Origin of the sequence: Gemmatimonas sp. (genome assembly GCF_036405635.1) — a bacterium.
Lineage (GTDB): Bacteria > Gemmatimonadota > Gemmatimonadetes > Gemmatimonadales > Gemmatimonadaceae > Gemmatimonas.
The window spans coordinates 1-21,525 of the sequence record NZ_DASWXE010000021.1 but is presented as its reverse complement, the minus strand read 5'-3'; the positions used below and the strand labels follow the sequence as shown (position 1 = coordinate 21,525).

The following is a 21,525-nucleotide window of genomic DNA, read 5'->3' as shown; positions in this document are numbered from 1 at the left end:
TCTTTCTGCCAATCGACTGCAGCGTCTAGAGCGTGCTGACCAACGGACGCGCCGCCTGCGTCACCGTGACGCTGACTCCCGCCTGCCGCAGCCGCCCGATCGCCCGCTCGTCGAGACGTGCCCGGAGAATGACCAGGTCTTCGTCGAGGCGCTGCTCCAGCACCTCGCCGTCGCGATGCACCTCGGCGATCAACCGGCCATTCGCCGCCGGAATGCGTACCTCCAGCACGGGACGCTGACGCTTGAGACTCTCACGAAGCACTGTGCGCAGTCCATCCAGTCCACCCGGCTGGATGGCCGAAACGAACAGTGAATCCGGCATGAGATTGGCAACACGCGCCTGTACTCCGCTGCGCAACTCCTCCGGCACAGCGTCCATCTTGTTCATCACATACCGCGTTGCGCGCTGTGACAGGCCCAACTCGGCGAGCACACCGTCCACCACATCGCGGTGCTCCTCCCACGCTGGGTGACTCGCGTCTATCACATGCAGCAGCAAGTCAGCCTCGCGTGCCTCGGCGAGGGTGGCGCGGAATGAGGCCACAAGATGGTGGGGCAGCTTGCGAATGAAGCCTACCGTGTCGGTGAGCAGCACGGTGTACCCATCGCCGACATCCACCTCACGCGTGAGCGGATCGAGGGTGGCGAACAGCCGGTCTTCCACGAACACCGCGCCGTCATTCGCCAGCGACCGCAACACGGATGACTTGCCGGCATTGGTATAGCCCACCAGCGACACACGGAACGCCGAACGGCGACCCTGTCGCTGGATCTCGCGAGCGCGCTCGACGTCGGCCAGACGCTCCTTGAGCACCCGGATACGATGCTGAATGAGGCGACGGTCCGTTTCGAGCTGTGTTTCACCCGGACCGCGCATGCCGATACCACCGCGCATCTTCTCGAGGTGAGTCCACATGCGGGTGAGTCGCGGCAGCATGTACTCGAGCTGCGCGAGCTCCACCTGCATGCGTGCTTCGCTCGAGCGCGCGCGCGTGGCAAAGATGTCGAGGATCAATTCCGCGCGATCCATCACGCGCGTGTTCACGATCAACTCGATGTTCTTGCCCTGCGCCGGCGTGAGTTCATCGTCGAAGATGACCAGCGTTGCACCCAGCTCCTGGATGCGCAGCTTGAGCTCCTCGACCTTGCCGGTGCCGAGGTACGTGGCCGGGTGCGGGCGGTCGAGCTGCTGTGTGAGCGTGCCCACGACCTCCGCACCGGCGGTATCGGCCAGTCGCGCGAGCTCTTCGAGATGTTCATCGACGTAGTGCTTCGCGCCGCTGCGCTTGAATGGCGCGCTGACCAGGATCGCCCGCTCAACGGGGGGCGTGAGGGAAATCGGTTCGCGACTGATTGTCTGGCTACCTGCAGAAAGATTGATCCGCGTCCGGTGCCGCCTGAATCGTTCTGGCGGCTACCGGTTGCCCGCTACCGAAGAATAGCGGCCACGCTGATCGTAGGGGCGCGTGAAATTGCCGATGGGCGTCGCCACCGTGAAGTCTCCACGCACGCGATAGTTGATGGTGCCGGCATTCAGCATCGAGCGGCCGGCGGCGCCGAGCCCGGCATAGGTGAACCGGATGGGTAGACGCACGATGGCCGAGTCCTTTTCCGGCACCACGAAGCGTCCGTCGAGCTCACCGTCACCGAGCTTGATGGAGTCCACATCCACCTGATAGGTCATCTTGAGCGCATCGAGCTTGTAGCCGTTCGGATTGTGCACCTGCAGCATCACGTCGACACTGCCACCGGTCAGACCGAGGCCAGTGATGGTGAACTCGCGCAGTTGCACGGCGGGTTCCTTGAAGGTGGCCCGACCCAGCGTCGAGCAGGCAGCCGAAACGGCCACACCCAAACCCACCGTGACCATCATCACCGCGCGCGGGGTCCAGCGGCGGGTGCGTTGCTGCGTCTTCACGTCGACTCTCCTGACGGTTCACTCTGTGATTCGCGCGATGGCGATTCCGATTCCGGCTGTTCCTCGGCGCGGGCGCGCAGAGAAGCCCACCATGCCAGGCGCTTGCCGATGTCCTTCTCGAAACCGAATGGTCCCGGCTCGTAGAAGATGCGCTCCCCAAGTTGCGTGGGAAGGTACGACTGCGGCAGGTACGCCTCCGGCACTGTATGGGCGTATTGGTACCCTGCCCCATAGCCGAGTTCCTTCATGAGCTTGGTGGGGGCGTTGCGGAGGTGCATAGGCACCGGCGCTGACGGAGTGTCGTGGGCGGCCTCGAGGGCCGCTTTCCACGCCTCGTACAAACGCGCCGACTTGGGCGCCGTCGCGAGATACACTGCGGCCTCCGCCAAGGCCAGTTCACCTTCGGGGCTGCCAAGTCGCTCGTAGGTCTGCGCCGCCGTCATGGCCACACCGAGCGCCTGCGGGTCGGCCAGCCCGATGTCTTCGGTGGCCATCCGCACCATGCGCCGCGCGATGTAGCGGGGATCTTCCCCGCCCTGAATCATGCGGGCCAGCCAGTACAGCGCGCCGTGCGGATCACTGCCTCGCAACGCTTTGTGCAAGGCGGAGATGAGGTTGTAGTGCTCTTCGCCCGATTTGTCATAGCGTGGCGGCCGGTACTGCATGGCCGCTTCTGCGGTCGCGCGCGTGATCACACCACCATCGTCGATCAGTGCCGCCGCCGCTTCGAGCACACCGAGCAGTCGTCTGGCATCACCATCGGCGGATGTCGCGAGCAACTGCCGCGCATCGTCGTCGATGGTGAGGTTGCGCCCACCCAGCCCACGATCGGCGTCCGTGAGTGCTCGCTGCACCAGACCCTCGAGTGCCGACTCGGGGATGGCTTCGAGCACCATCACCCGTACGCGCGACAATAGCGCGCCGGTGAGAGCGAACGACGGGTTCTCCGTCGTGGCACCGATCAACACCACCGTGCCCGCTTCCACATGCGGCAGGAACGCGTCCTGCTGCGCGCGGTTGAAGCGGTGAATTTCATCAACGAACAGGATGGTGCCGCGCCCGCCATCGCGCCGCCGCTCCGCCTCGGCGACGATCTCACGCACACGCGCCACACCATCGCTGACGGCGGAGAAGCTGACGAAAGCCGACTCCGACGACTGCGCAAGCAGGCGCGCCAAGGTGGTCTTCCCCACACCGGGCGGTCCCCAAAACACCATGGAGTCGACCTTGCCGCGCGACAGAGCCTCACGCAGCGGCATGCCGATCGCCAGCAGGTGCTCCTGGCCGAGGTATTCCTCGAGCGTGCGGGGGCGCAGCCTGGCGGCCAGTGGCTCGGCGACGCGCGACGCGAACAACGATGGTCCGGCCGGGCGAGTCGGCTTGCTCATGATGCGATGCCCTGCAGACTGAGTCGCGCAGCGGCCGAGCCCAGCGCTTGCTGAAGCGCCGGTGCCGGGCGCAATGCGTTGGCCGTGAGTCGCCACGTTGGCGCTGGTACGCGGTCGCGCTCCACGAACCCCATCTCCTCGAGCAGGAACGTCCAGCGATCGGTACGCGCGTAGATCACCAGCAAGAGTTCGGGCGTAAGCGACAGCTGGTCGTCACCCGTGAAGAGGGACAGCTCCACACCCCCGTACGACGCGAGGGGGAGGCGCAGCCGGCCCACGGCTTCGCGCACGTCCGGGAGGGCAAGCCCGTGCCCCTCCCATTGCGCGCCGGTTCGTTCATCGCGCACGGCAACGTCGATGGCCGGGTCGAGATGCGTGCAGAGGGCATGCAACGTATCCAGCACACGCTCGGCATTGGTGCCAATCAGTACACGATGCACCTCGCGCTCAACCTCATGCACGAACCAGTCTTCACTGGGTCGAAAGCGGCCGTACCCAACCGGGCGAAGTTGAGAGAGTTCGCTCACGAACCCGCCTGCTCCTCGGCGCCAGACGGAGAGGCGACAAGATCGGCGGCCAGACGCAGCAACTCATCTCGCGTGTTGCGGGCGGGGTCGTCGATCACCAACTGTCGCAGCTTTTGCAGCACCCGGCCGAGTTCAGGGCCTGCCCGCAGGCCATGTTGGCGCAGGTCGTCACCATCCACGGCGAGATCGGCCACTTCGATGGGATCACGAAACGCGATGCGCATCAATCGACGGAACAGCTGACGCACCACTGCTGGCGCAATCCGCGTGTCACCTGCCCACAGAGCGGCCCCCAGTCGCAGGAAGGCGTTCACGCGCAGGCGGCCGATGTCGGCGGCCATCCGACGCAGGGCAGGATCACCCGGCAGCCCACCTGACGTGAGCTGCGCCGTGAGTTCTGCACCGAATCGCCGCCACCGATCGACCACGATCCCGACCACGCCGATTTCCTGATTGGACGCCCGCAGCGCCTTCAACGCGCGTTCGGCCTCCTTCCCTTCCAGCTCGCTGAACAGGGCGGCCAAGCGCAGGGAGCGGCGAAGTGGCCGAGTCACCGCGCCGGGGCGCGGCAGGCGATCGATGGCGGCCAGCGTGTCGTCGGAAACGTCGCGCAACGCAGGGACGACCGCCGCGAACGCCCCCGCGTCGCGCCAACGGCCAAATGCCTGGGATGGTGCCTCGACCTGATCGAGCGTCTTGTCGATTTCCTGCTTCACGCGCTCCGGAGACAGGCGCGTCAGGTGCGAAGCGCTGGAGCGAATGGCCTGCCAGGTGTCCGCATCGATACTGAAGCCAAAACGGCTCGCGAACCGAATGGCCCGCAGCGCGCGGAGGCGATCTTCCCGCATCCGCTCCTCGGCAACACCAACTGCGCGTACGACCCCGGCGACGAGATCCTCACGGCCGGCAAAGGGGTCGTGCAACCGGCGGGCGATGGGATCGAACGCGATCGCGTTGATGGTGAAGTCGCGTCGCGCCAGATCCTGGTCGAGGGACGCACCAAACTCCACGACCGCATGACGTCCGTCCGTCTGCACATCACGGCGGAAGGTGGTCACCTCGTGCATGCGCCCATCGCGATCGAGCACCCCAACGGTCCCGAACTCAATCCCCACCGGAATCGTCCGCCGGAACAGTCGGCGAACCTCGGCGGGTGTGGCCGCGGTCGCGAGATCCCAATCCAGCAGCGGAAGGCCCAGCAAGGCATCACGAACAGCTCCCCCGACACACCATGTGGGAAAGCCTGCGTCCTGAAGCGTCCGGGCCAGCTCGATGACCGGACCAGGCACCCGCAGCGCGCGCTCGTCGAACGTCATCACCCGCAGAGCACACTGCCGCCGTTCACGTTCAGGATCTCTCCCGTGACATGGCGGGCCAGCGGACTGGCCAGAAACAGGACCGGCCCCGCGATATCGTCCGGCGAGGCCACGCGACGCAGCGGGATATTGGCCTCGATGCGGGTGCGACCTTCATCGGCGAAGGGAATGGTCACCGCCTCGGTATCGACCCAGCCCGGGGCGATGCTGTTGACGGTGATGTCGCGAGGACCGAGCTCCACGGCCAATGACTTCACGAACGAGATCATCGCCCCCTTGCTGGCGGCGTAGTCTGCATGACCGGCCTCACCGCGCTGACCGGCCGTGCTGGAGATGAAGATCATCCGGCCGCCAGCCGGCAGGTGCGGAATAACCGCCTGCGCGCCGAAGTACATGCCGTCGACATTGGTGGCCATGGTATGCCGCCAACGGTCCGCGGGCAGCGCCTCGATCGCCAGGGGATTGGGCGGCCAGACCCCGGCATTGCCAACGAAGATGTCGACCTGACCGAACTGCTCGCGGGTTGCCTGCACCAGCCCTTCGTTGGCCGCGAGTGTGTCCAGCGACCCTCTCTGAAGAAGCACTGAACCACCGAGAGACGTGATTTCAGTGGCCAAACGCTGGGCCTCCTCATCGCGGGATCGATAGCCAATGGCCACCTTCGCTCCCGCGGACGCGAGCAAGCGGGCGCAAGCCGCACCGATACCGCGGGATCCACCGGTGACGATTGCCACCTTGCCGACAAGTGAAATCACCGCGTTCGTCTCCGAGAAACAAGTTTACATAAAGAACCGCAAGTTGTTTTGCGGCATACGATTGATGCAGTCGCCGTAAATCAGCGACCAAACATCCGTCTGACCTTCGCCATGATGCCGCCTCCGAGGGGTGGCACTGGCAAGGTGTCCTCGTCGTCGAGCAACTGACGGGCATTCACGCTCGTCAGCAGCTCCATCTGTTCTTGGCCACCACGCTCCAGCAGCCAGTCCCTTGCGGTAGCCAGCGAGCGATGGTCGCCGTGGTTGTCCGAGGCCAGGATGTCGATCAGACCAAGTGACAGCATCTCCCGGGCGAGCTCTGACGGGACACCGCGCCCCATCAGCACCGAGGCATCGGTCTGGATCACCACGCCAAACTTTCGCCACTCGCGCACCATCTCGATGGTGCATCCGAAGTAGCGCTCAGGGTGCGCCAGAACGGGCGTCCGGCCCATGCGGGTGATGCGGCGAAGTTCCGCCGACGCACCACGCGGCAAGCCGCCTCGCGTGAATTCCACCAGCAATGCCCTCGATGATCCGAGCGCCAACTCCTTGGCTGTGAGGTCCACCTGTGGAGTATCGAGCATGATCTCCCACCCGAGCTCCAGCGTCAGCCCCATCGGCGCTTTGGCCTGAAGGGCCCTGAAGATGGCCAGATGCTCCTGGTAGGGCGCCTGCGCGGCCTGTCCGGCGTTCAGGTGAGGCGTGCACACCACCGTGGTCACACCCTCGCGCGCGAACTTCTCCAGCACCGGGATCGACACCTCGAACGACGGCGATCCGTCGTCGACCCCGGGCAACAGATGCGAATGAATGTCGATCATCGTGTCACGTACTCAGGATCCCTCGAGGGGATGTTCACTCCCCCGCACGCACCGGCAACGCGGCGATCCGCGCCATTGCGGTCGCGGCTCGTTCCTCGATCTCCCACGAACGATCTGCCGCCGCCTGGAAGGCGTATGTGACCAGCGAATCCACGGCAAGCAGATCGAGCGCCTGGTCCCGTCCCGTATCCGACGAGGCCAGCATCCGCTCCAGCAGTGCTACCCCGGTGTCGATGCAAACATCCGCCACATCGGCTGCCGGCCTGCCAGCGTGTTCTGCCAGCAGATCAGAAAGGCGCGCGTGCAGGGCCGCGGGGGGATGGGGCTGGAGTTGGGCGAACCACTCCCCCACGGTCACCGCACCCATGCTGCTCACGCCCCTGCGGTTGCGAGACGGTTCACCACAGCCTCACCAGCCGCCAGTGCCGCGTCGATCTGCGCCGGCTCGACACCGGCCTGGGCCATGTGCGGCTTGCCACCGCCCCGTCCGCCCACCGTCGCCGCCACTTCGCGCACGACCGCGTCGGCACGCAGACCGCGATCACGCACATCGTCGGTCGCCACCGCCAGCAGGGCGCCCTTTCCATCGGCCAGCGCAGCACCCAAGAGCGCCACACCACTACCCAGCGCCTCGCGCACCGCGTCGCCGAGTGCCTGCAGGGCCTTCACGTCGGGCACATCGACGCGGGAGGTGATGAAGCGCGTGCCACCGGCATCAACGGCCTTGGCGATGAGCTGCTGGGCCAATCCGCCACCGCCGCTGCCGCCACGCAGTGATTCCTCGAGACGCTTCTCGAGCTGCTTCCGCTCGTCCATGAGCGCGTCGAGCTTGCGCTCGATCTGCTCGATGCCCGACGTCATACCAGACATGGGCACCTTGAGACGCGACGCCACTTGCAGCAGCGCCTTTTCGCGGTCCGCGAGGAACTGGAATGCGCGCGGTCCGGTCACCGCCTCGATGCGACGCACGCCCGCCGCCACACCACTCTCCGACACGATGCGCACCAGACCGATGTCTGCCGTATTGCGCACGTGCGTGCCGCCGCAGAGCTCCACCGACAAGGAAGGAATCTCCACCACGCGCACCACGTCGCCGTACTTTTCGCCAAAAAGCGCCATCGCGCCGCGGGCCACCGCGTCCACGTAGGACTCTTCGCGGGTGTTCACCGGTGCGCCCAACCAGACACCGGCATTCACGTCGGCTTCGATGGTCGCCAACTGATCGGCCGTCAGCGGGCCGTGGTGCGTGAAGTCGAATCGCAGGCGATCGGGCGCCACCAGCGAGCCTGCCTGATGCACATGGTCGCCCAGCACCTTCCGCAGAGCCGCATGCAGCAGGTGCGTGGCCGTGTGGTTGCGCTCCGTATCGCGCCGGCGGTCGCGCGGCACCGCCGCATGTGCTCGGCCGAAGATGATCTCTCCCGTCGACGCACCGATCGCAGCGATGCGCCCATCGAGCTTGCGCACTTCGTTCACCGTTACGGTCCAGCCTTCGCCGGTGATCGTGCCGTGGTCGGACACCTGACCACCAGACTCGGCGTAGAACGGCGACTCGCGAAGCATCACGGCAACGCGGCCATCGGGCAGCTGCCGCACGGCGGTCACGATCGTATCGATCTCGATGGTGTCGTACCCAACAAACTGACCCAGCGCGGCCTGATGCTGCTGGTCGTGCGTCCAGTGCGTGGGATCGGCAAAGTCATCAGCGCTGACGGTGATCTGACGCGACTTGCGATCATCCTGCGACTGCTTGCGCTGCGCCTGCAGCGAACGCTCGAAACCCGCGATGTCCACCAGATAGCCACGCTCGCGCGCCATCAGGTCGGTCAGGTCGATCGGGAAGCCAAACGTGTCGTACAAACGGAAAGCATCTTCGCCCGACAGCGTCCCGCGCACGGCAGTGCTGCCCTGCGTGGACTGCGCCGGCGCCAGCTCTTCGAAGCGGGACATACCCGCGTCGATCGTCGCCAGGAAGCGCTCTTCCTCAGCGCGCGTCGTTTCGATGATGTGCTTGCGGCGCACATGCAGCTCGGGATACAGGTCGCGCATCGTGTCGATGAGCACCTCCACCACATGCACCAGCGTGGGCTCGCGACGCCCGAGCAGCCACGCGTGACGCACCGCGCGGCGCAGAATACGGCGCAGCACATAGCCACGGCCTTCGTTGCTCGGGAACACGCCATCGGCCAACAGGAAACCCACCGCACGCGCATGGTCGGCCAGGACGCGGAATGATGCCGGATCGATCTCCTGGCCATCCTTGCCGTACGCCTTACCCAGCCCCACGCCCGGACGATACGGGTAACCAATCCCCACCACGTCTTCGACCTTCGCGATCAACGGTCGGAACAGATCGGTGTGGAAGTTGTTGGTCACGCCCTGCAGCACTGCCGCGATGCGCTCGAGACCCGCGCCCGTGTCCACCGACGGCTTGGGCAGCGGCACCAGCGTGCCATCTGCCTGACGGTCGAACTGCATGAACACGAGGTTCCAGATCTCCAGAAAGCGACCCGCTTCGGCGCCTTCCACAAAGGCGTCGAGCGAATAGTCCTCGATCTCGGTGTTCGTCCATTCGCCCGATGCATCAGCCGGGAAGGCCCAGTCGGCTGCGACCTTGGCGAGATCGACATAGATCTCGGTGCACGGGCCACAGGGGCCGGTGTCAGCCATCTGCCAGAAGTTGTCCTTGGCGCCGAGTCCGTAGATGCGGTTCTCCGGCACGTTGGCCACGTCCTTCCAGAGCTGACGCGCTTCGTCGTCCTCGTGGAAGACCGTCACGCGCAGGTGCTCGCGCGGAATCTTCAGGTCTTCCGTGATGAACTCCCACGCGAACTTGATGGCTTCGCGCTTGAAGTAGTCACCGAACGAGAAGTTGCCGAGCATCTCGAAGAACGTGTGGTGGCGTGCGGTATGCCCCACCTGCTCGAGGTCGTTGTGCTTGCCGCCGGCACGCACACACTTCTGCGACGTGGTAGCTCGCCGCTTTCCTTCGGGGGCGTCCTCCATCCCGAGAAAGACCTTCTTGAACTGCACCATGCCTGCGTTCGTGAACAGCAGGGTAGGATCATCGGCCGGAACAAGCGAGGAGCTTGGGCGGATGGCGTGGCCGTTCTTCTCGAAGAAGGCCAGGAATCGGTGGCGGATCTCGGACGCGTTCATAGGCCCGGAAATATAGACGCGTCGGGGCGCAACAGTGGTGACGATCGCGTGATTGTCGACCGAATTTGCGAGAGTGCCTCGATACCGCCTGACGTCGGTGATTCGCTATGCCTATTCCGTGCGGCGCAAGACGTCCCGCGCCACGCGGCGTACGATCGACCCCGAGTACCCCCGGCGCAGCAGGTAGGCCATCAGGCGACGTTCGGCCACCGCGGGCTCCAGTGTCGACAGCGATCGCGCCCGCTTCTCGGCAACCGCCCGGCACGCACCGGCCTCGTCGAAGCCCTCCTGACGCGCCTCATCGAGCGCCGACGTGACGGCCTCGCTCACCCGCTGGGCGGCAACGCCCTTCTTGCGCAGTTGCTGACGGACACGCGCTGGCGCCTCCCCCTTTCGTAACCGTGAAGCGGCCTCCGCATGGGCGACCGCCTCGTCGGACAGCACGCCTGACGCCTCGAGACGATCGAGCGCGACGCGAATCTGCGCCGGTGTCGCCTCTCGCCGTCGCAGGCGCATTTCGAGTTCACTGCGCGTACGTCGGCTGCGTGCCAAGGCATCCATGGCCCGATCCATCAGCCCAATGATGACCGATTCGTCTTCGAGCCGAGCGACCTGCTCCACCGTGAGCGAGGCGCCTACGCGGGTGGCACCCGTGTCACTCAGGATCGCCACGCCCACCAACAGATCCCGACCGTCACTCAATTCGAGCAGGTACCGGCCGGGGCGCCGCGGCGATTCCCGCAGCGACTTGACGAGCAACGCTTCCACGATGGACCTGTCGGACGCGGGTGCAGGGAGAAAAAGAGCCGAGGGGCAACTCACAATGAGCCGTGGTGATCCGGGCACCACTTCCCACCGCGAGCCACCCCTCGGCCCTTTCACAATATCTGGTCGAGCAAAAAACGGCCGATCAATCCTCGGCGTCTTCTCCCGCCCCTGTCTCACCGTTCTTCACGCCGAGGACCGTCTTCACCTTGTCCTCGACCTCGGCCATCAGCGCCGGGTTGTCCTTGAGGAACATCTTCGCGTTCTCACGGCCCTGCCCGATACGCTGGGTGCCGTAGCTGTACCAGGCGCCCGCCTTGTCGATGATGCCCGACTCGACACCGATATCGACCAGCAGCGACGTGTGGCTGATGCCTTCCGCATACATGATGTCGAACTCGGCCTGCTTGAACGGCGGCGCGACCTTGTTCTTGACGACCTTCACGCGGACGTGCGAACCAATCACGTCTTCCTTTTCCTTCACCGGACCGATGCGGCGGATGTCGAGTCGGAGCGACGCGTAGAACTTGAGCGCCTTGCCACCCGTGGTGGTCTCCGGATTGCCGAACATCACGCCGATCTTCTCACGCAGCTGGTTGATGAAGACCACCGAGACCTTCGACCGGGCGATGGCACCGGTGAGCTTGCGCAGCGCCTGGCTCATCAGGCGCGCCTGCAGGCCCACGTGCGAATCGCCCATATCGCCTTCGATTTCCGCCTTCGGCACCAACGCGGCCACCGAGTCGATCACGATGACGTCGACGGCGCCGGAGCGTACGAGGATCTCGCAGATCTCGAGCGCCTGTTCACCCGTGTCCGGCTGCGAGATGAGCATGTTCTCGACATCCACGCCCAGCTTTTTGGCGTATTCCGTGTCGAGCGCATGCTCGGCGTCGATATAAGCGGCGACACCGCCCTGCTTCTGCGCGTTGGCCACGACGTGCAAGCAGAGCGTCGTCTTGCCGCTCGATTCCGGGCCGTAGATCTCGGTGATGCGGCCGCGCGGAATGCCACCAACGCCAATCGCGGCATCGAGATTGATCGCACCGGTCGGGATGGACTCCACCCGCACCTTCGCGTCGGTACCGAGCCGCATGATCGAGCCCTTGCCACAGCTCTTTTCGATCTGGGCGACTGCGAGCGCCAGGGCCTTGCGCTTGTCGTCGGTTATCACTGAGCCCGCCATAAGACCGCCGTCGTGAGGAGTGAAGCACCATGCCCTGGCCCGCGAGAATCTAGGGTGAACGCAGGCAGGACCAAGACCCGAATAAAGTACGAAGAAGTTGCGATGTGGACAACTGCCTTATCTGCCCGAATTCAGGACAGTTCGAAGGCCCTTTCAATGTGCCTGACACGGACATTTTGACCGTCAATCAGCACGCCGACCACGTCAAACCGGTATTCCAGCCCTTCGGCACCGTGCCGATCCACCCAGACCTTCGCCGAACGGACCAATTCCCGCCGCTTGCGGGCGTGCACCGCCTCCACCGGCGTCCCGAAGGCCTCGCCGCTTCGGGCCTTGACCTCCACGAACGCGACCTCGCGGTCGCGCTGCATGACGAGGTCGATATCGCGATGCCCGTGGCGAAAGCGATGCGCGACGAGTTGCCATCCATCGCGCATCAGCCAACGTGCGGCGATGCGCTCACCAAGCAATCCGAGTTCCTGTCTCGCTCGTGTCATGGCGAGAGTGTAGCACCGCCAGCACCAATCGCTGTCACCAGAACATTGCCTGCATCATCATCCCGACGCGGCGCGGCGGGATTGAACAGCGGGGGAACGCAGACTGCACAGATCCCACTGAGAAACTCACAGAGACAACGTCAACAAAGGCAAAAAACACGTCGCTCGCAGCATCTGTGTGTTTGTGTCTTTGATCAGTGCAATCTGCGTTCCCCCGTTGTTCAAACCGACGGATACCGTCCCTCGCGCGCAGACAGAATGGCCCCCGGATCATCGCTGATGATGCCATTCACCCCGCGCCGCCACAGCTTGAGCGCATGGGCTGGTTCATTCACGGTCCAGATGTGCGTAGCCACACCATGCGGCCGCACAGCACGGGCGAGTGCTGCGATGGGCACGGGGATACCGTGGTAGACCGGCGGAATGCACATCGCCTGAAACACTGGCGCGCGCAGCCTGCGGCGCAGCAGCGACGGCAACAGGATGTCCACCATATCGGGAGTACTCGCACCCAGCGCAAATCCGCATCCGCGCAACGGACTCGTACAGGCAGCATCAAACCCGGCCACGATGATGCGACCACCCAGTGCATGCCGTGCGATGGCCTCTCGCAGGAACGGCGCCGCCGCCGGAGTCTTGAGCTCAATGATGAGCGGCAGGTCGCGCGGCAACGCCTCCACCACTTCGTCAAACGTGGGGATGCCTACTCCACGACCTCGCCATGGGAACGTGCGTCCGTCGCGGGTGAAGCGCGCACCGGCGTCGACTTCACGCAGCTCAGCCAGTGAGCGCGCGGCCAGCGGTCCCCGAGCGTCTGTGGTGCGGTCGAGGGTGGTGTCATGCATGAGAACCAGCACGCCGTCGCGCGTCACGTGCAGGTCGAACTCCACCGCGTCCACGCCAAGCGCCACCGCCTCCAGCAAGGAAGGGATGGTGTTTTCGGGCGCATGTTCGCGGTTGCCCCGGTGGCCGACGATCGGCCGCGCGGAAGGATCGAGCAGGATCATGACACTCGAAAAATGCCACGCGGGACGATGCCTGTGGCGTCGTCCCGCGGGATGTATCGATGGTAGATCACAGTCGTGACCCGGTAGTGACCGGACACGGCGGTGAACTCAGAAGCTGTACTGCAGGCGCGTCATCACCATGCGGCCGATCTCGGGCATGCCCGGGAAGGTGCGCACCTGGTTGTCGAACATATTCTGCGCGTTGATGGACCACAGCAGTTTCTGCTTGCCACCGAGGTCGAAGCGCTTGGACACCTGCGCATCGAACGTGACGGCTTCCGGCACGCCGGCATAACAGTAGGCACCAACGCCCACCGGCGAGCAGCGGTTGGCACCGATGGCCGGGTTGGGCGCCGCGCCCGGACGTCCCGCTGCGATCGGGAACGCGTAGTTGGTGGCATGCACACTGGAGTTCACCGGGTACGCCTCGTTGTAGCGCGTGCGCAGCTCGAAGCCCATGCCGTTGCTTTCATTGCGGTAGCGCATGCCCAGCGCACCGCGTGAATTCGGCGAGTTGGACATCAGCGGCAGGTTATTGCCGCCAGCGATGTTGTTGAAGACGTTGCGGTTCTGCCAGCTGAACGCCATGTCGAATGTCAGGCGATCGGTCGCCACGATGTCCGTGGCCAAATCCAGGCCGCTCACCCAGATCTTGCCCGGCACCGTGAGGTAGGTGGCGTAGATCGCGTTGGGCGCGGTGTTGCCGTTGGCGAAGGTCACCACGCCGAGCGGCAGACCGGCAACGCTGGGTGTGAGCGAGCCAGCCAATCCGGCGGCGAGGGCCGGAATGGCCGCTGCCGGCACGCCAGGCTGCGTAGCGAGGAAGGCACCGATCTGCTGGCCCAGATAGCCACCCAGCTGCGTCGGATTACCGAAGAAGACGTTCGGCGTGGAGAGTGCCGCCGTCGTGCCGACGTCGCCACGCTCCTGCCCCCAGAAGGAGATATCCCAGCGGAACCGGTCGCCGAAGATGCCCTTGTAGCCGACTTCGAAGGTGTTGTTGAACGAGGCAGACAACGGCTTGATGTCCTGCAGGTCATTGGCCGTCAGAGGCGTCGTCGCGCTGGAGATGTACGAGACGCGCGTCGCGAGATCCGCGTTGGTCGGGGTACGCGATGCCAGATACTGCACCATCCCCGCCGCCAATCCCTGAGCCTGAGCCTGCGTGAAGCCTTGCGCCTGAAGGCCCGCCGCGATCCCCGGCGTCAGGCGTGAAGACAGCGCCTGCACCGCACCTGGGAATGCCGCCGCTGCCGACGTCGCCGCAAACTGCCCCTGTCCCGTGTATGCCGACTTCATGCAATACGAACCGAACTGGCTCCCGGTGCCGCAGGTGCGGTTGAACTGGAAACCGTTCTTCGGCGGATTGCCGCGCGCATACAGGTCAAAACCCGAACCGCCGATGTTCGGCGTCTGGATGAGATCCAGGAAGAACGAGAAGTTGGCCGGCGTGGAGAACGCTCGGTTGTAGGTGAAACGGATGTTCTGCGTTTCGGTCGGCTTGAAAATCAGCGCGGCGCGGGGCGAGAAGAACTGCCCTTCGATGACGTTGTTCGCGTCACCACGTGCCGCCAGCAGCAGCTCGAAGTACTTGTTGGGCTTCGTGGAAGACTGCAGGTAGCCACCGTATTCGGTGACGTTGTCCACCGCCTCGTTGCCACCATTGATGGTGTTGCCCGTTTCCGGGTTCGTGGCGATGTAGTCGAAACCGTACGTGAAGCTCTGCTTGGTGCCGAGGTCGAAGCCATGCTGGATCTGCGCCGCCCAAACCTTGGACTTGTCCACGATGGGCTTGCCGGAGCGCAGCAGGTAGGTGCCTTCGTCCGACTGGGCGTTGTCGTTGCCGGCGTTGCTCATGTTGACGAACGCCTGGGCGAACAGCCGGTTCCAGCGGAAACGCTGTTGCAGGCTGGTGTAGGTCCACCCCTTGATCTGCGCCGCGCCGTTGGCGCCCGTGTACTCGATGCCACTGCCGATGTTGGTGTACCCGACCGTGGTGATCGCTTCGGTGTTCGCCGTCGGCCGGATATCCATGCGCGCTTCGCCCGTGTACCGCTCCAGGTCGAAATTGCGGTCGTTGGCCTTACCGCGCCGCGATGCCGGGACATCGGTCGTCGACGGGAACACCGCCGGCTCGGCCAGCTCGGTGAATTCCCAGTCCTTGCCACGCATGTACTCGCCGGAAAGCTTCACCGCGAACTGATCACTCAGCTTCGCAGCATGGCGGACGCCCGCCCGCATGACCGAGCGCTCACCACCGTCCACACTGATCGTCGTGCCCTGTGAAGCAAACGGCGACTTCGTGATGACGTGCAGCACGCCATTGGAGCTGTTCGGACCGTACAGCGCAGACGCGGGTCCGAGCAACACTTCCATGCGGTCGATGTCTTCATTGGTACCGGTGAACATGAACGGCACGTTCACACGCAACGACGGCACACCAGCGAAGCGGTAGTCCTGCAGCATCAGCATGGAGCCGCTGAACGCGTTGTTGAAGCCGCGTGCCACCACGTTCGACTGCGCGATACCGCCGCGGCTGATATCCACGCCGGGCGTGCTGCGCAGGTGATCGGTCACCGTCACCGCCGGGCGCTCTTCGATGCGCTCACTCGACACCACCGAGATCTGCGCCGGCGCATCGAGCGCCTTTTCCGGACGGCTACGGCTGGCCGTGACGACCGTCTGATTGAGCTGCGTGGGGCGCTCGGACAGCGCGGCGGCGATGTTGGCGCCAGGACGCTGGTCGGGGAACACCTTCTGATCATATCCGATGGCGCGCACCGTCACGGTGTAGCTGCCATCAGGAAGGTTCACCACACGAAAGGCACCATCGGCACCGGCGATGGCGCCGTACGATTGTCCACCCGAAAGCTGGGCCTGCACCTGGGCATTCTCGATTGGCCGCCCGGTCACAGCGTCAGTCACCTTGCCGGTGATCGTGCCGGACTGCGCCGCCAATCGACCTGCGGCGGCGGGCAACACGCCCAGCGCCAACACGGTGAAGGCCAACACACGTCGGAGGAGCAAGGACATCGCACACCTCAGTAGGAGGAATTGGACGACGAGGTCCGATGACCGACAGGAGGGAGTAGTCGGTCATGGTGGGCCCGTCTGTGCATTCGACGACACGACAGGGCCCATCCGTTGCACCAATGTTCATTGAGACCTTTCACGCCGTCAATACGCCGACGGCCCGATTACGTAAAAAACTTGACGTTACCGTCAGGATTCTCCGCAGATCCGGTCGAGGTCCTGCACACCGACCAGCACGTCCCGTGGACGTGCTGCCCCTTCCGACGGGGCCAGCACACCGGCCGCTTCCAGCTGGTCGATGATACGCGCCGCACGTCCGTACCCGATCTTGAGCCGCCGCTGCAACAGGGACGTCGACCCCTGGCGATGCTGGATCACCACCTCAGCCGCCTCTCGGAATCGGGCATCCCGATCGTCTGAACCGCCATCGCTGTCTTCGTCGTCACCACCGTTCGCCTTCGCTTCGGCGGCGCGCACCGTTTCCAGGATATCCGTTTCACCGGCCAGCATATCGCCCGCAGCCGCTTCGCCGATCGCTCGTTCGCGTGCTTGCTGATACCAGTTCAGCAACCGCTCGGTGTCCTCACTGGAAAGGTAGGCGCCCTGCAATCGCGACGCTTCCGACTTGCCCGGTGGGATGAACAGCATGTCGCCATTGCCCAGCAGCGACTCGGCGCCGGCACCATCGATAATCGTGCGGCTGTCCACCTGCGACGCCACACGGAACGCAATGCGGCAGGGGAAGTTCGCCTTGATCAGACCCGTGATGACGTTCACGCTCGGACGTTGCGTGGCGAGAATCAGGTGGATGCCGATCGCACGCGCCTTCTGCGCCAGCATGGCAATGGGTGTTTCCACCTCGCCCTGCACCGTCATCATGAGGTCGGCCATTTCGTCGATCACGACGACGATGTACGGCAGCACGCCCCCTGTGTAAGCGCGATCCTCGAATGCCACATCAGGACTGCGGGGCTTCATGACCGGCTGCCCTTCCCCGCTCTCCTGCTGCGTCACCCGCTTGTTGAACTCCTGCAGGTTGCGGCAGGCATTGGCTTCCAACAGTCGATAGCGGTCCTGCATCTCCATCACCGCCCACTTGAGCACCGCCGCGGCATCACGGTTGTCCGTGATGACCTTGTGGCGACGATGCGGGAGTGCGTTGTACACACTGAGCTCGACCATCTTGGGGTCGACCATCAGGAAGCGCAGGGTGGCCGGCGTGTGCCGGTACACGAGGCTGGTGATGATGGTGTTCACGCACACCGATTTACCCGAGCCGGTGGAACCGGCGATGAGCAGGTGTGGCATCTTGGCGAGGTCCGCCACCACCGGCCGTCCCTCGAGATCCTTGCCGAGTGCGATGGGTAGCGCCGCGCGGGCCTGCCGGAATTCCGCGGACTCCAGCACTTCACGCAGCACCACCATTTCGGGTGACGGATTGGGGACTTCCACACCCACGGCGCCACGACCCGGAATGGGTGCCACGATGCGAATGCTCGGCGCTCGCATGGCGAGGGCCAGGTCATCGGCGAGGGCCGCGATCTGCCGCACTTTCACACCCGCTGCCGGCTCGATCTCGAACTGCGTCACGGTCGGACCGCTGGTGCGCCCGGCCAGCGTGCCTTCCACCTTGAAGGTGCGCAATGCCGCCATGAGCTTCTCGCCAGCGAGGTCGAGCTCGCGCTTGCCCGCATCGGTGTTGCGCACCTCAGCGGGACTCAAGAGATCCGTTGGTGGCAGGTCATCACCATATGCCGCCGCCTCGGCCTGAGAATCGAGTGCCGTCTGCAGCGAAGGGTTCAGGGCGGCCTCCATCTGTTCGGCGCCTCCCTTGCTCTTGCCCTTCGTGCGATCGGCGCGCGGTGCGCTCGCGGCCTTTGCGTCCACGGACGCATCCGCCGCCGGCACAGCCGCGGCGAGTTCATGACCCAACACGTCGCGTGCCAGCGCCGGATCAATGGCCGGCATCTCCTCGGGTTCTGGAGCCAGCGATTCGGCGAGCGATGGCTTGCGGCCCGTACCACGAACGGCAGCGCCCCCGGTAGGCCCAAGAACCGCCGCCACGTCGCCGCCTGATTGCGCGTCAGTATGCCCCGGTCCGATCAGTAGACGGATGGGATTCCACCGCAGGGTGAACACGGTGAGCACGCTGGTCGCGAGCAGAAAGAATATCCATGCACCAGCCGGACCGATCCACTTCCGCAGGTAGTGCGCGACCAGGCTGCCCCACAGACCGGCGCCATCAGATGGTGCCGGCTCTCCACCAAGTGCCAAACCGATCGCGATGGGCACCAGGGCCACGGTGCCCGCGAACAGCACGGTCCAGTCGCTGGCATCGTCAGCGCGACGGATGCGGCCGAACAGAGCGAGGGCCACGACGATGCTGCCGAGCGCGATGATCACCATGCCGGGAATGCCCACGGCCGCAACGAGTACGCAACGTGTAATCGTCCCCGCAGGTCCGAACGGACCGCCGTAGGCCCAGCAATCACCGCCAGAGGCGCCGTCCAACGGACGCTGAAATACCAATGCGCCAAGCAGGAATACGGCCAGCAGCACCAGCGCCACCGCACCAAGTTCCCGCTTGAGGAGTTGTCGATCCACGGTCACGCTCCGCTCACGCAATGTCGGCGCAGGTCGGGCAACGCCGGTTCAGGTCGTTGCCCTGCTCCGCTGCGCTCAGCGACCCGTCGCGACGCCGTGTCGCGACAACTGACGGTCATGATAGCGCACCGCACAATCATACCGGTCAAGCGTTAGACACGCCGTGACATCGGCATCAAAGCCCGCCGCCGACAGGGATCGGCCATGTGAGGCCTCGTGGGCCACCGAGGACACGCCTCCCACGAATGGACGCTCGACCAGTTCTGCGACGCGTGCGCCGTCGCCGCGCGTCATCTGCTCCTGCCCCTGTGCAATGCCTCGCACCAGGCGTCCTGCGCACACGATGTCCTCGAGCGCCAAACGTCGCTCATGCCCCGCACAGAGGATCAGCACGTTGGTCGTCTCGCTCAACGCCGCCCGCACTGCACGCACGGTGGCCGACACATTCACAAAGCCCGCGAAGAAACACAGCCGCGCGCCATGCGATGCGGCCAGTGTTTGAGTGCCATTCGTGGTCGTGTACAGGATGGTCTTGCCATCAACCACCTCGGGCGTGACCTCGAGCGGCGAATTGCCCAGGTCGAAGCCGTCGATGCGCACCATGCGCCGTTCGCCCGCCAAGAGCACTTCGCTGCGTACAAGGCTGCGCGAGCGCCGCACGGCCTCTTCCACCGTCTCGAACGGAATCACCGCCCGGGCCCCATGGGCCAGCGCAGCGGCCACCGTGGAAGCCGCGCGCAGCACATCGATCACCACCACCACTCGATCGGCCACATCGGCGGGCACCACCGGTGCGTCGCCGAGTAGCACATCGATGCGCACTTAGCTCGGCTCCTTGAGCAGGTCGGCACCTTCGAATTCCAGCCACTTCGTGTGCACCTTGCCGGCCTGGAAGCCGGGGTGCTGCATCACGCGGGCCAGGAACGGCATGGTGGTCTTCACACCTTCCACCACGAAGCTCTCGAGCGCGATCTGCATGCGCTTGAGTGCCTCTTCACGCGTGGAGCCCTGCACGATGAGCTTGGCGATCATCGAGTCGTAGTACGGCGGCACGGTGTAGCCAGCATACGCATGCGTATCGATGCGCACGCCCGGGCCACCGGGCTGGTGGAACACTTCGAGCTTGCCGGGCGACGGCTGGAAGTTGCGCGACGGGTCTTCGGCATTCACGCGGCATTCGATCACGTGACCACGGAACGGCGGCAGCTCCTTCACCGTCAGCGGCAGGCCCGCCGCCACGCGAATCTGCTCCTTCACGAGGTCCACGCCGGTGAGCTGTTCCGTGACCGGATGCTCCACCTGAATTCGCGTGTTCATCTCCATGAAGTAAAACGAGCCATCTTCATCGAGCAGCATTTCGATGGTGCCGGCGCCGACGTAGTTGATCGCCTTCGCACCACGCACCGCGGCCTCACCCATCCGCTCACGCAACTCCGGCGTCATGACCGGACACGGCGCTTCTTCGATGAGCTTCTGGTGGCGACGCTGCACGGAGCAATCGCGCTCACCAAGGTGGATCACGTTGCCGTGCGTGTCACCCAGGATCTGAAATTCCACGTGACGCGGACGCTCGAGGAACTTCTCCACGTACACGTCGCCGTTGCCGAAGGCGGACAGTGCCTCGGAACGCGCGAGCTGGAACGAACGGAGGAAGTCATCCGGGTCGCGCGCCACGCGCATGCCCTTGCCACCACCACCGGCCGCGGCCTTGATGATGACGGGGAAGCCGATCGACCGGGCAAACTCGAGCGCCTCTTCGGGATCTTCGACCGGGCCCGGTGAACCCGGCACGATCGGCACACCGACATCCTGCATGGCGCGGCGGGCCGACGCCTTGTCGCCCATCGTGCGGATCTGGTCTGGCGTCGGGCCGATGAACGTGATTCCCGAGGCGCGACAGGTCTCCGCAAACTCGGCGTTCTCAGCCAGGAAGCCATAGCCCGGATGAATCGCGTCAGCGCCCGTGATTTCGGCGGCCGCGATCAAGCGGGTGATCTTGAGGTACGAGTCACGTCCCGACGGAGGACCGATGCAAACGTCATCGTCGGCGTAGCGCACGTGGAGCGACTCGCGGTCGGCCTCGGAGTAGACGGCCACCGTCTGGATGTCGAGCTCACGGCAGGCGCGGATGACGCGGAGGGCGATCTCGCCGCGATTGGCGATCAGGACTTTCTTGAACATCCCGTAATGGTGGCGAGGTCTACGCCCTCCCGCCAGTCCTGCTCCAGCTCGCCGAACCGTGTTACGCAGCCGATTAGGCGGCCGCGCTGCCCGGTCGGAAGCCGTCGAACGCCGTGTCGCTCGCGCCATCGACACCCTGCACACGCAGGGCGAACTCGGCCGGATTGGTCGCGTTGAACAGCGCGTCCTCGTACGAGATGATGCCGCGTGAGTACCAGTTCATCAGCGACTGGTCGAAGCTCTGCATGCCGTACGCCACACTGCCTTCCTTGATCAGGTCGGGAATGTTGAGCGCAGCCGAGAGGTCGCGGATCTGGTCGCGGACCGCTTCGGTGTTGACCAGAATCTCACAGGCGGGAACACGA

General features: G+C 64.8%; 17 protein-coding genes and 1 pseudogene. All 18 read right to left on the bottom strand.

What is annotated here, in order from left to right:
- Positions 1 to 25 precede the first annotated feature (25 nt).
- A complete protein-coding gene (gene hflX, locus VGE27_RS01065; RefSeq protein WP_331047774.1) occupies positions 26 to 1,306 on the bottom strand; it encodes a GTPase HflX in 1,281 nt (426 codons plus the stop codon).
- Between the two features lie 108 nt (positions 1,307 to 1,414).
- Positions 1,415 to 1,918 (bottom strand): LEA type 2 family protein, encoded by a 504-nt coding sequence (locus VGE27_RS01060; RefSeq protein ID WP_331047772.1) that lies wholly within the window; start codon positions 1,916 to 1,918, stop codon positions 1,415 to 1,417.
- Complete coding sequence (locus tag VGE27_RS01055) at positions 1,915 to 3,306, bottom strand: replication-associated recombination protein A (protein ID WP_331047771.1); 1,392 nt, start codon at positions 3,304 to 3,306, stop codon at positions 1,915 to 1,917. The genes VGE27_RS01060 and VGE27_RS01055 overlap by 4 nt, the downstream gene beginning before the upstream one ends.
- Entirely contained in the window at positions 3,303 to 3,833 is a 531-nt protein-coding gene (locus tag VGE27_RS01050) for a hypothetical protein (protein ID WP_331047770.1), read from the bottom strand. The genes VGE27_RS01055 and VGE27_RS01050 overlap by 4 nt, the downstream gene beginning before the upstream one ends.
- On the bottom strand, positions 3,830 to 5,149 hold the full coding sequence (locus VGE27_RS01045; protein WP_331047773.1) for a hypothetical protein: 1,320 nt from the start codon (positions 5,147 to 5,149) through the stop codon (positions 3,830 to 3,832). The genes VGE27_RS01050 and VGE27_RS01045 overlap by 4 nt, the downstream gene beginning before the upstream one ends.
- Positions 5,149 to 5,904, bottom strand: coding sequence for a glucose 1-dehydrogenase (locus VGE27_RS01040; protein WP_331047769.1), 756 nt, complete (start codon positions 5,902 to 5,904; stop codon positions 5,149 to 5,151). Before VGE27_RS01040 ends, VGE27_RS01045 begins: the two co-directional genes overlap by 1 nt.
- 80 nt (positions 5,905 to 5,984) lie before the next feature.
- A complete protein-coding gene (locus VGE27_RS01035; RefSeq protein WP_331047768.1) occupies positions 5,985 to 6,728 on the bottom strand; it encodes a tyrosine-protein phosphatase in 744 nt (247 codons plus the stop codon).
- 34 nt (positions 6,729 to 6,762) lie between these two features.
- Positions 6,763 to 7,095 carry a hypothetical protein gene (locus VGE27_RS01030; protein ID WP_331047767.1) on the bottom strand — a complete coding sequence of 111 codons (333 nt, stop codon included), beginning with the start codon at positions 7,093 to 7,095 and terminating at the stop codon, positions 6,763 to 6,765.
- 5 nt (positions 7,096 to 7,100) lie between these two features.
- A complete protein-coding gene (gene alaS / locus VGE27_RS01025) occupies positions 7,101 to 9,887 on the bottom strand; it encodes an alanine--tRNA ligase (RefSeq protein WP_331047766.1) in 2,787 nt (928 codons plus the stop codon).
- A 111-nt stretch (positions 9,888 to 9,998) separates the two neighbouring features.
- The gene (locus VGE27_RS01020) at positions 9,999 to 10,655 is read right to left on the bottom strand and encodes a regulatory protein RecX (protein ID WP_331047765.1); all 657 of its coding nucleotides are present in this window, start codon (positions 10,653 to 10,655) and stop codon (positions 9,999 to 10,001) included.
- 142 nt (positions 10,656 to 10,797) lie between these two features.
- Entirely contained in the window at positions 10,798 to 11,826 is a 1,029-nt protein-coding gene (recA, locus tag VGE27_RS01015; protein ID WP_331047764.1) for a recombinase RecA, read from the bottom strand.
- A 143-nt stretch (positions 11,827 to 11,969) separates the two neighbouring features.
- Complete coding sequence (locus tag VGE27_RS01010) at positions 11,970 to 12,308, bottom strand: YraN family protein (protein ID WP_331047763.1); 339 nt, start codon at positions 12,306 to 12,308, stop codon at positions 11,970 to 11,972.
- 248 nt (positions 12,309 to 12,556) lie between these two features.
- Positions 12,557 to 13,342, bottom strand: coding sequence for a glycerophosphodiester phosphodiesterase family protein (locus VGE27_RS01005; RefSeq protein WP_331047762.1), 786 nt, complete (start codon positions 13,340 to 13,342; stop codon positions 12,557 to 12,559).
- A 108-nt stretch (positions 13,343 to 13,450) separates the two neighbouring features.
- Positions 13,451 to 16,375, bottom strand: coding sequence for a TonB-dependent receptor (locus VGE27_RS01000; protein WP_331047761.1), 2,925 nt, complete (start codon positions 16,373 to 16,375; stop codon positions 13,451 to 13,453).
- Positions 16,376 to 16,564: 189 nt separating this feature from the next.
- On the bottom strand, positions 16,565 to 18,979 hold the full coding sequence (locus tag VGE27_RS00995) for a DNA translocase FtsK (RefSeq protein WP_331047760.1): 2,415 nt from the start codon (positions 18,977 to 18,979) through the stop codon (positions 16,565 to 16,567).
- Positions 18,980 to 19,054: 75 nt separating this feature from the next.
- A complete protein-coding gene (locus VGE27_RS00990; protein ID WP_331047759.1) occupies positions 19,055 to 19,801 on the bottom strand; it encodes a 2-phosphosulfolactate phosphatase in 747 nt (248 codons plus the stop codon).
- Positions 19,802 to 21,160, bottom strand: coding sequence for an acetyl-CoA carboxylase biotin carboxylase subunit (accC, locus tag VGE27_RS00985; RefSeq protein ID WP_331047758.1), 1,359 nt, complete (start codon positions 21,158 to 21,160; stop codon positions 19,802 to 19,804).
- Positions 21,161 to 21,233: 73 nt separating this feature from the next.
- Positions 21,234 to 21,525, bottom strand: a pseudogene (locus tag VGE27_RS00980) (type IV pili twitching motility protein PilT); the annotation flags it as partial.

Excerpts from the sequence above, each read along its gene's own strand:
- VGE27_RS01055 (WP_331047771.1), bottom strand. The coding sequence starts at position 3,306 with ATGAGCAAGCCGACTCGCCCGGCCGGACCATCGTTGTTCGCGTCGCGC.
- VGE27_RS01045 (WP_331047773.1), bottom strand. The coding sequence starts at position 5,149 with ATGACGTTCGACGAGCGCGCGCTGCGGGTGCCTGGTCCGGTCATCGAG.
- VGE27_RS01035 (WP_331047768.1), bottom strand. The coding sequence starts at position 6,728 with ATGATCGACATTCATTCGCATCTGTTGCCCGGGGTCGACGACGGATCG.
- VGE27_RS01030 (WP_331047767.1), bottom strand. The coding sequence starts at position 7,095 with ATGGGTGCGGTGACCGTGGGGGAGTGGTTCGCCCAACTCCAGCCCCAT.
- alaS (WP_331047766.1), bottom strand. The coding sequence starts at position 9,887 with ATGAACGCGTCCGAGATCCGCCACCGATTCCTGGCCTTCTTCGAGAAG.
- VGE27_RS01005 (WP_331047762.1), bottom strand. The coding sequence starts at position 13,342 with ATGATCCTGCTCGATCCTTCCGCGCGGCCGATCGTCGGCCACCGGGGC.
- VGE27_RS01000 (WP_331047761.1), bottom strand. The coding sequence starts at position 16,375 with ATGTCCTTGCTCCTCCGACGTGTGTTGGCCTTCACCGTGTTGGCGCTG.
- accC (WP_331047758.1), bottom strand. The coding sequence starts at position 21,160 with ATGTTCAAGAAAGTCCTGATCGCCAATCGCGGCGAGATCGCCCTCCGC.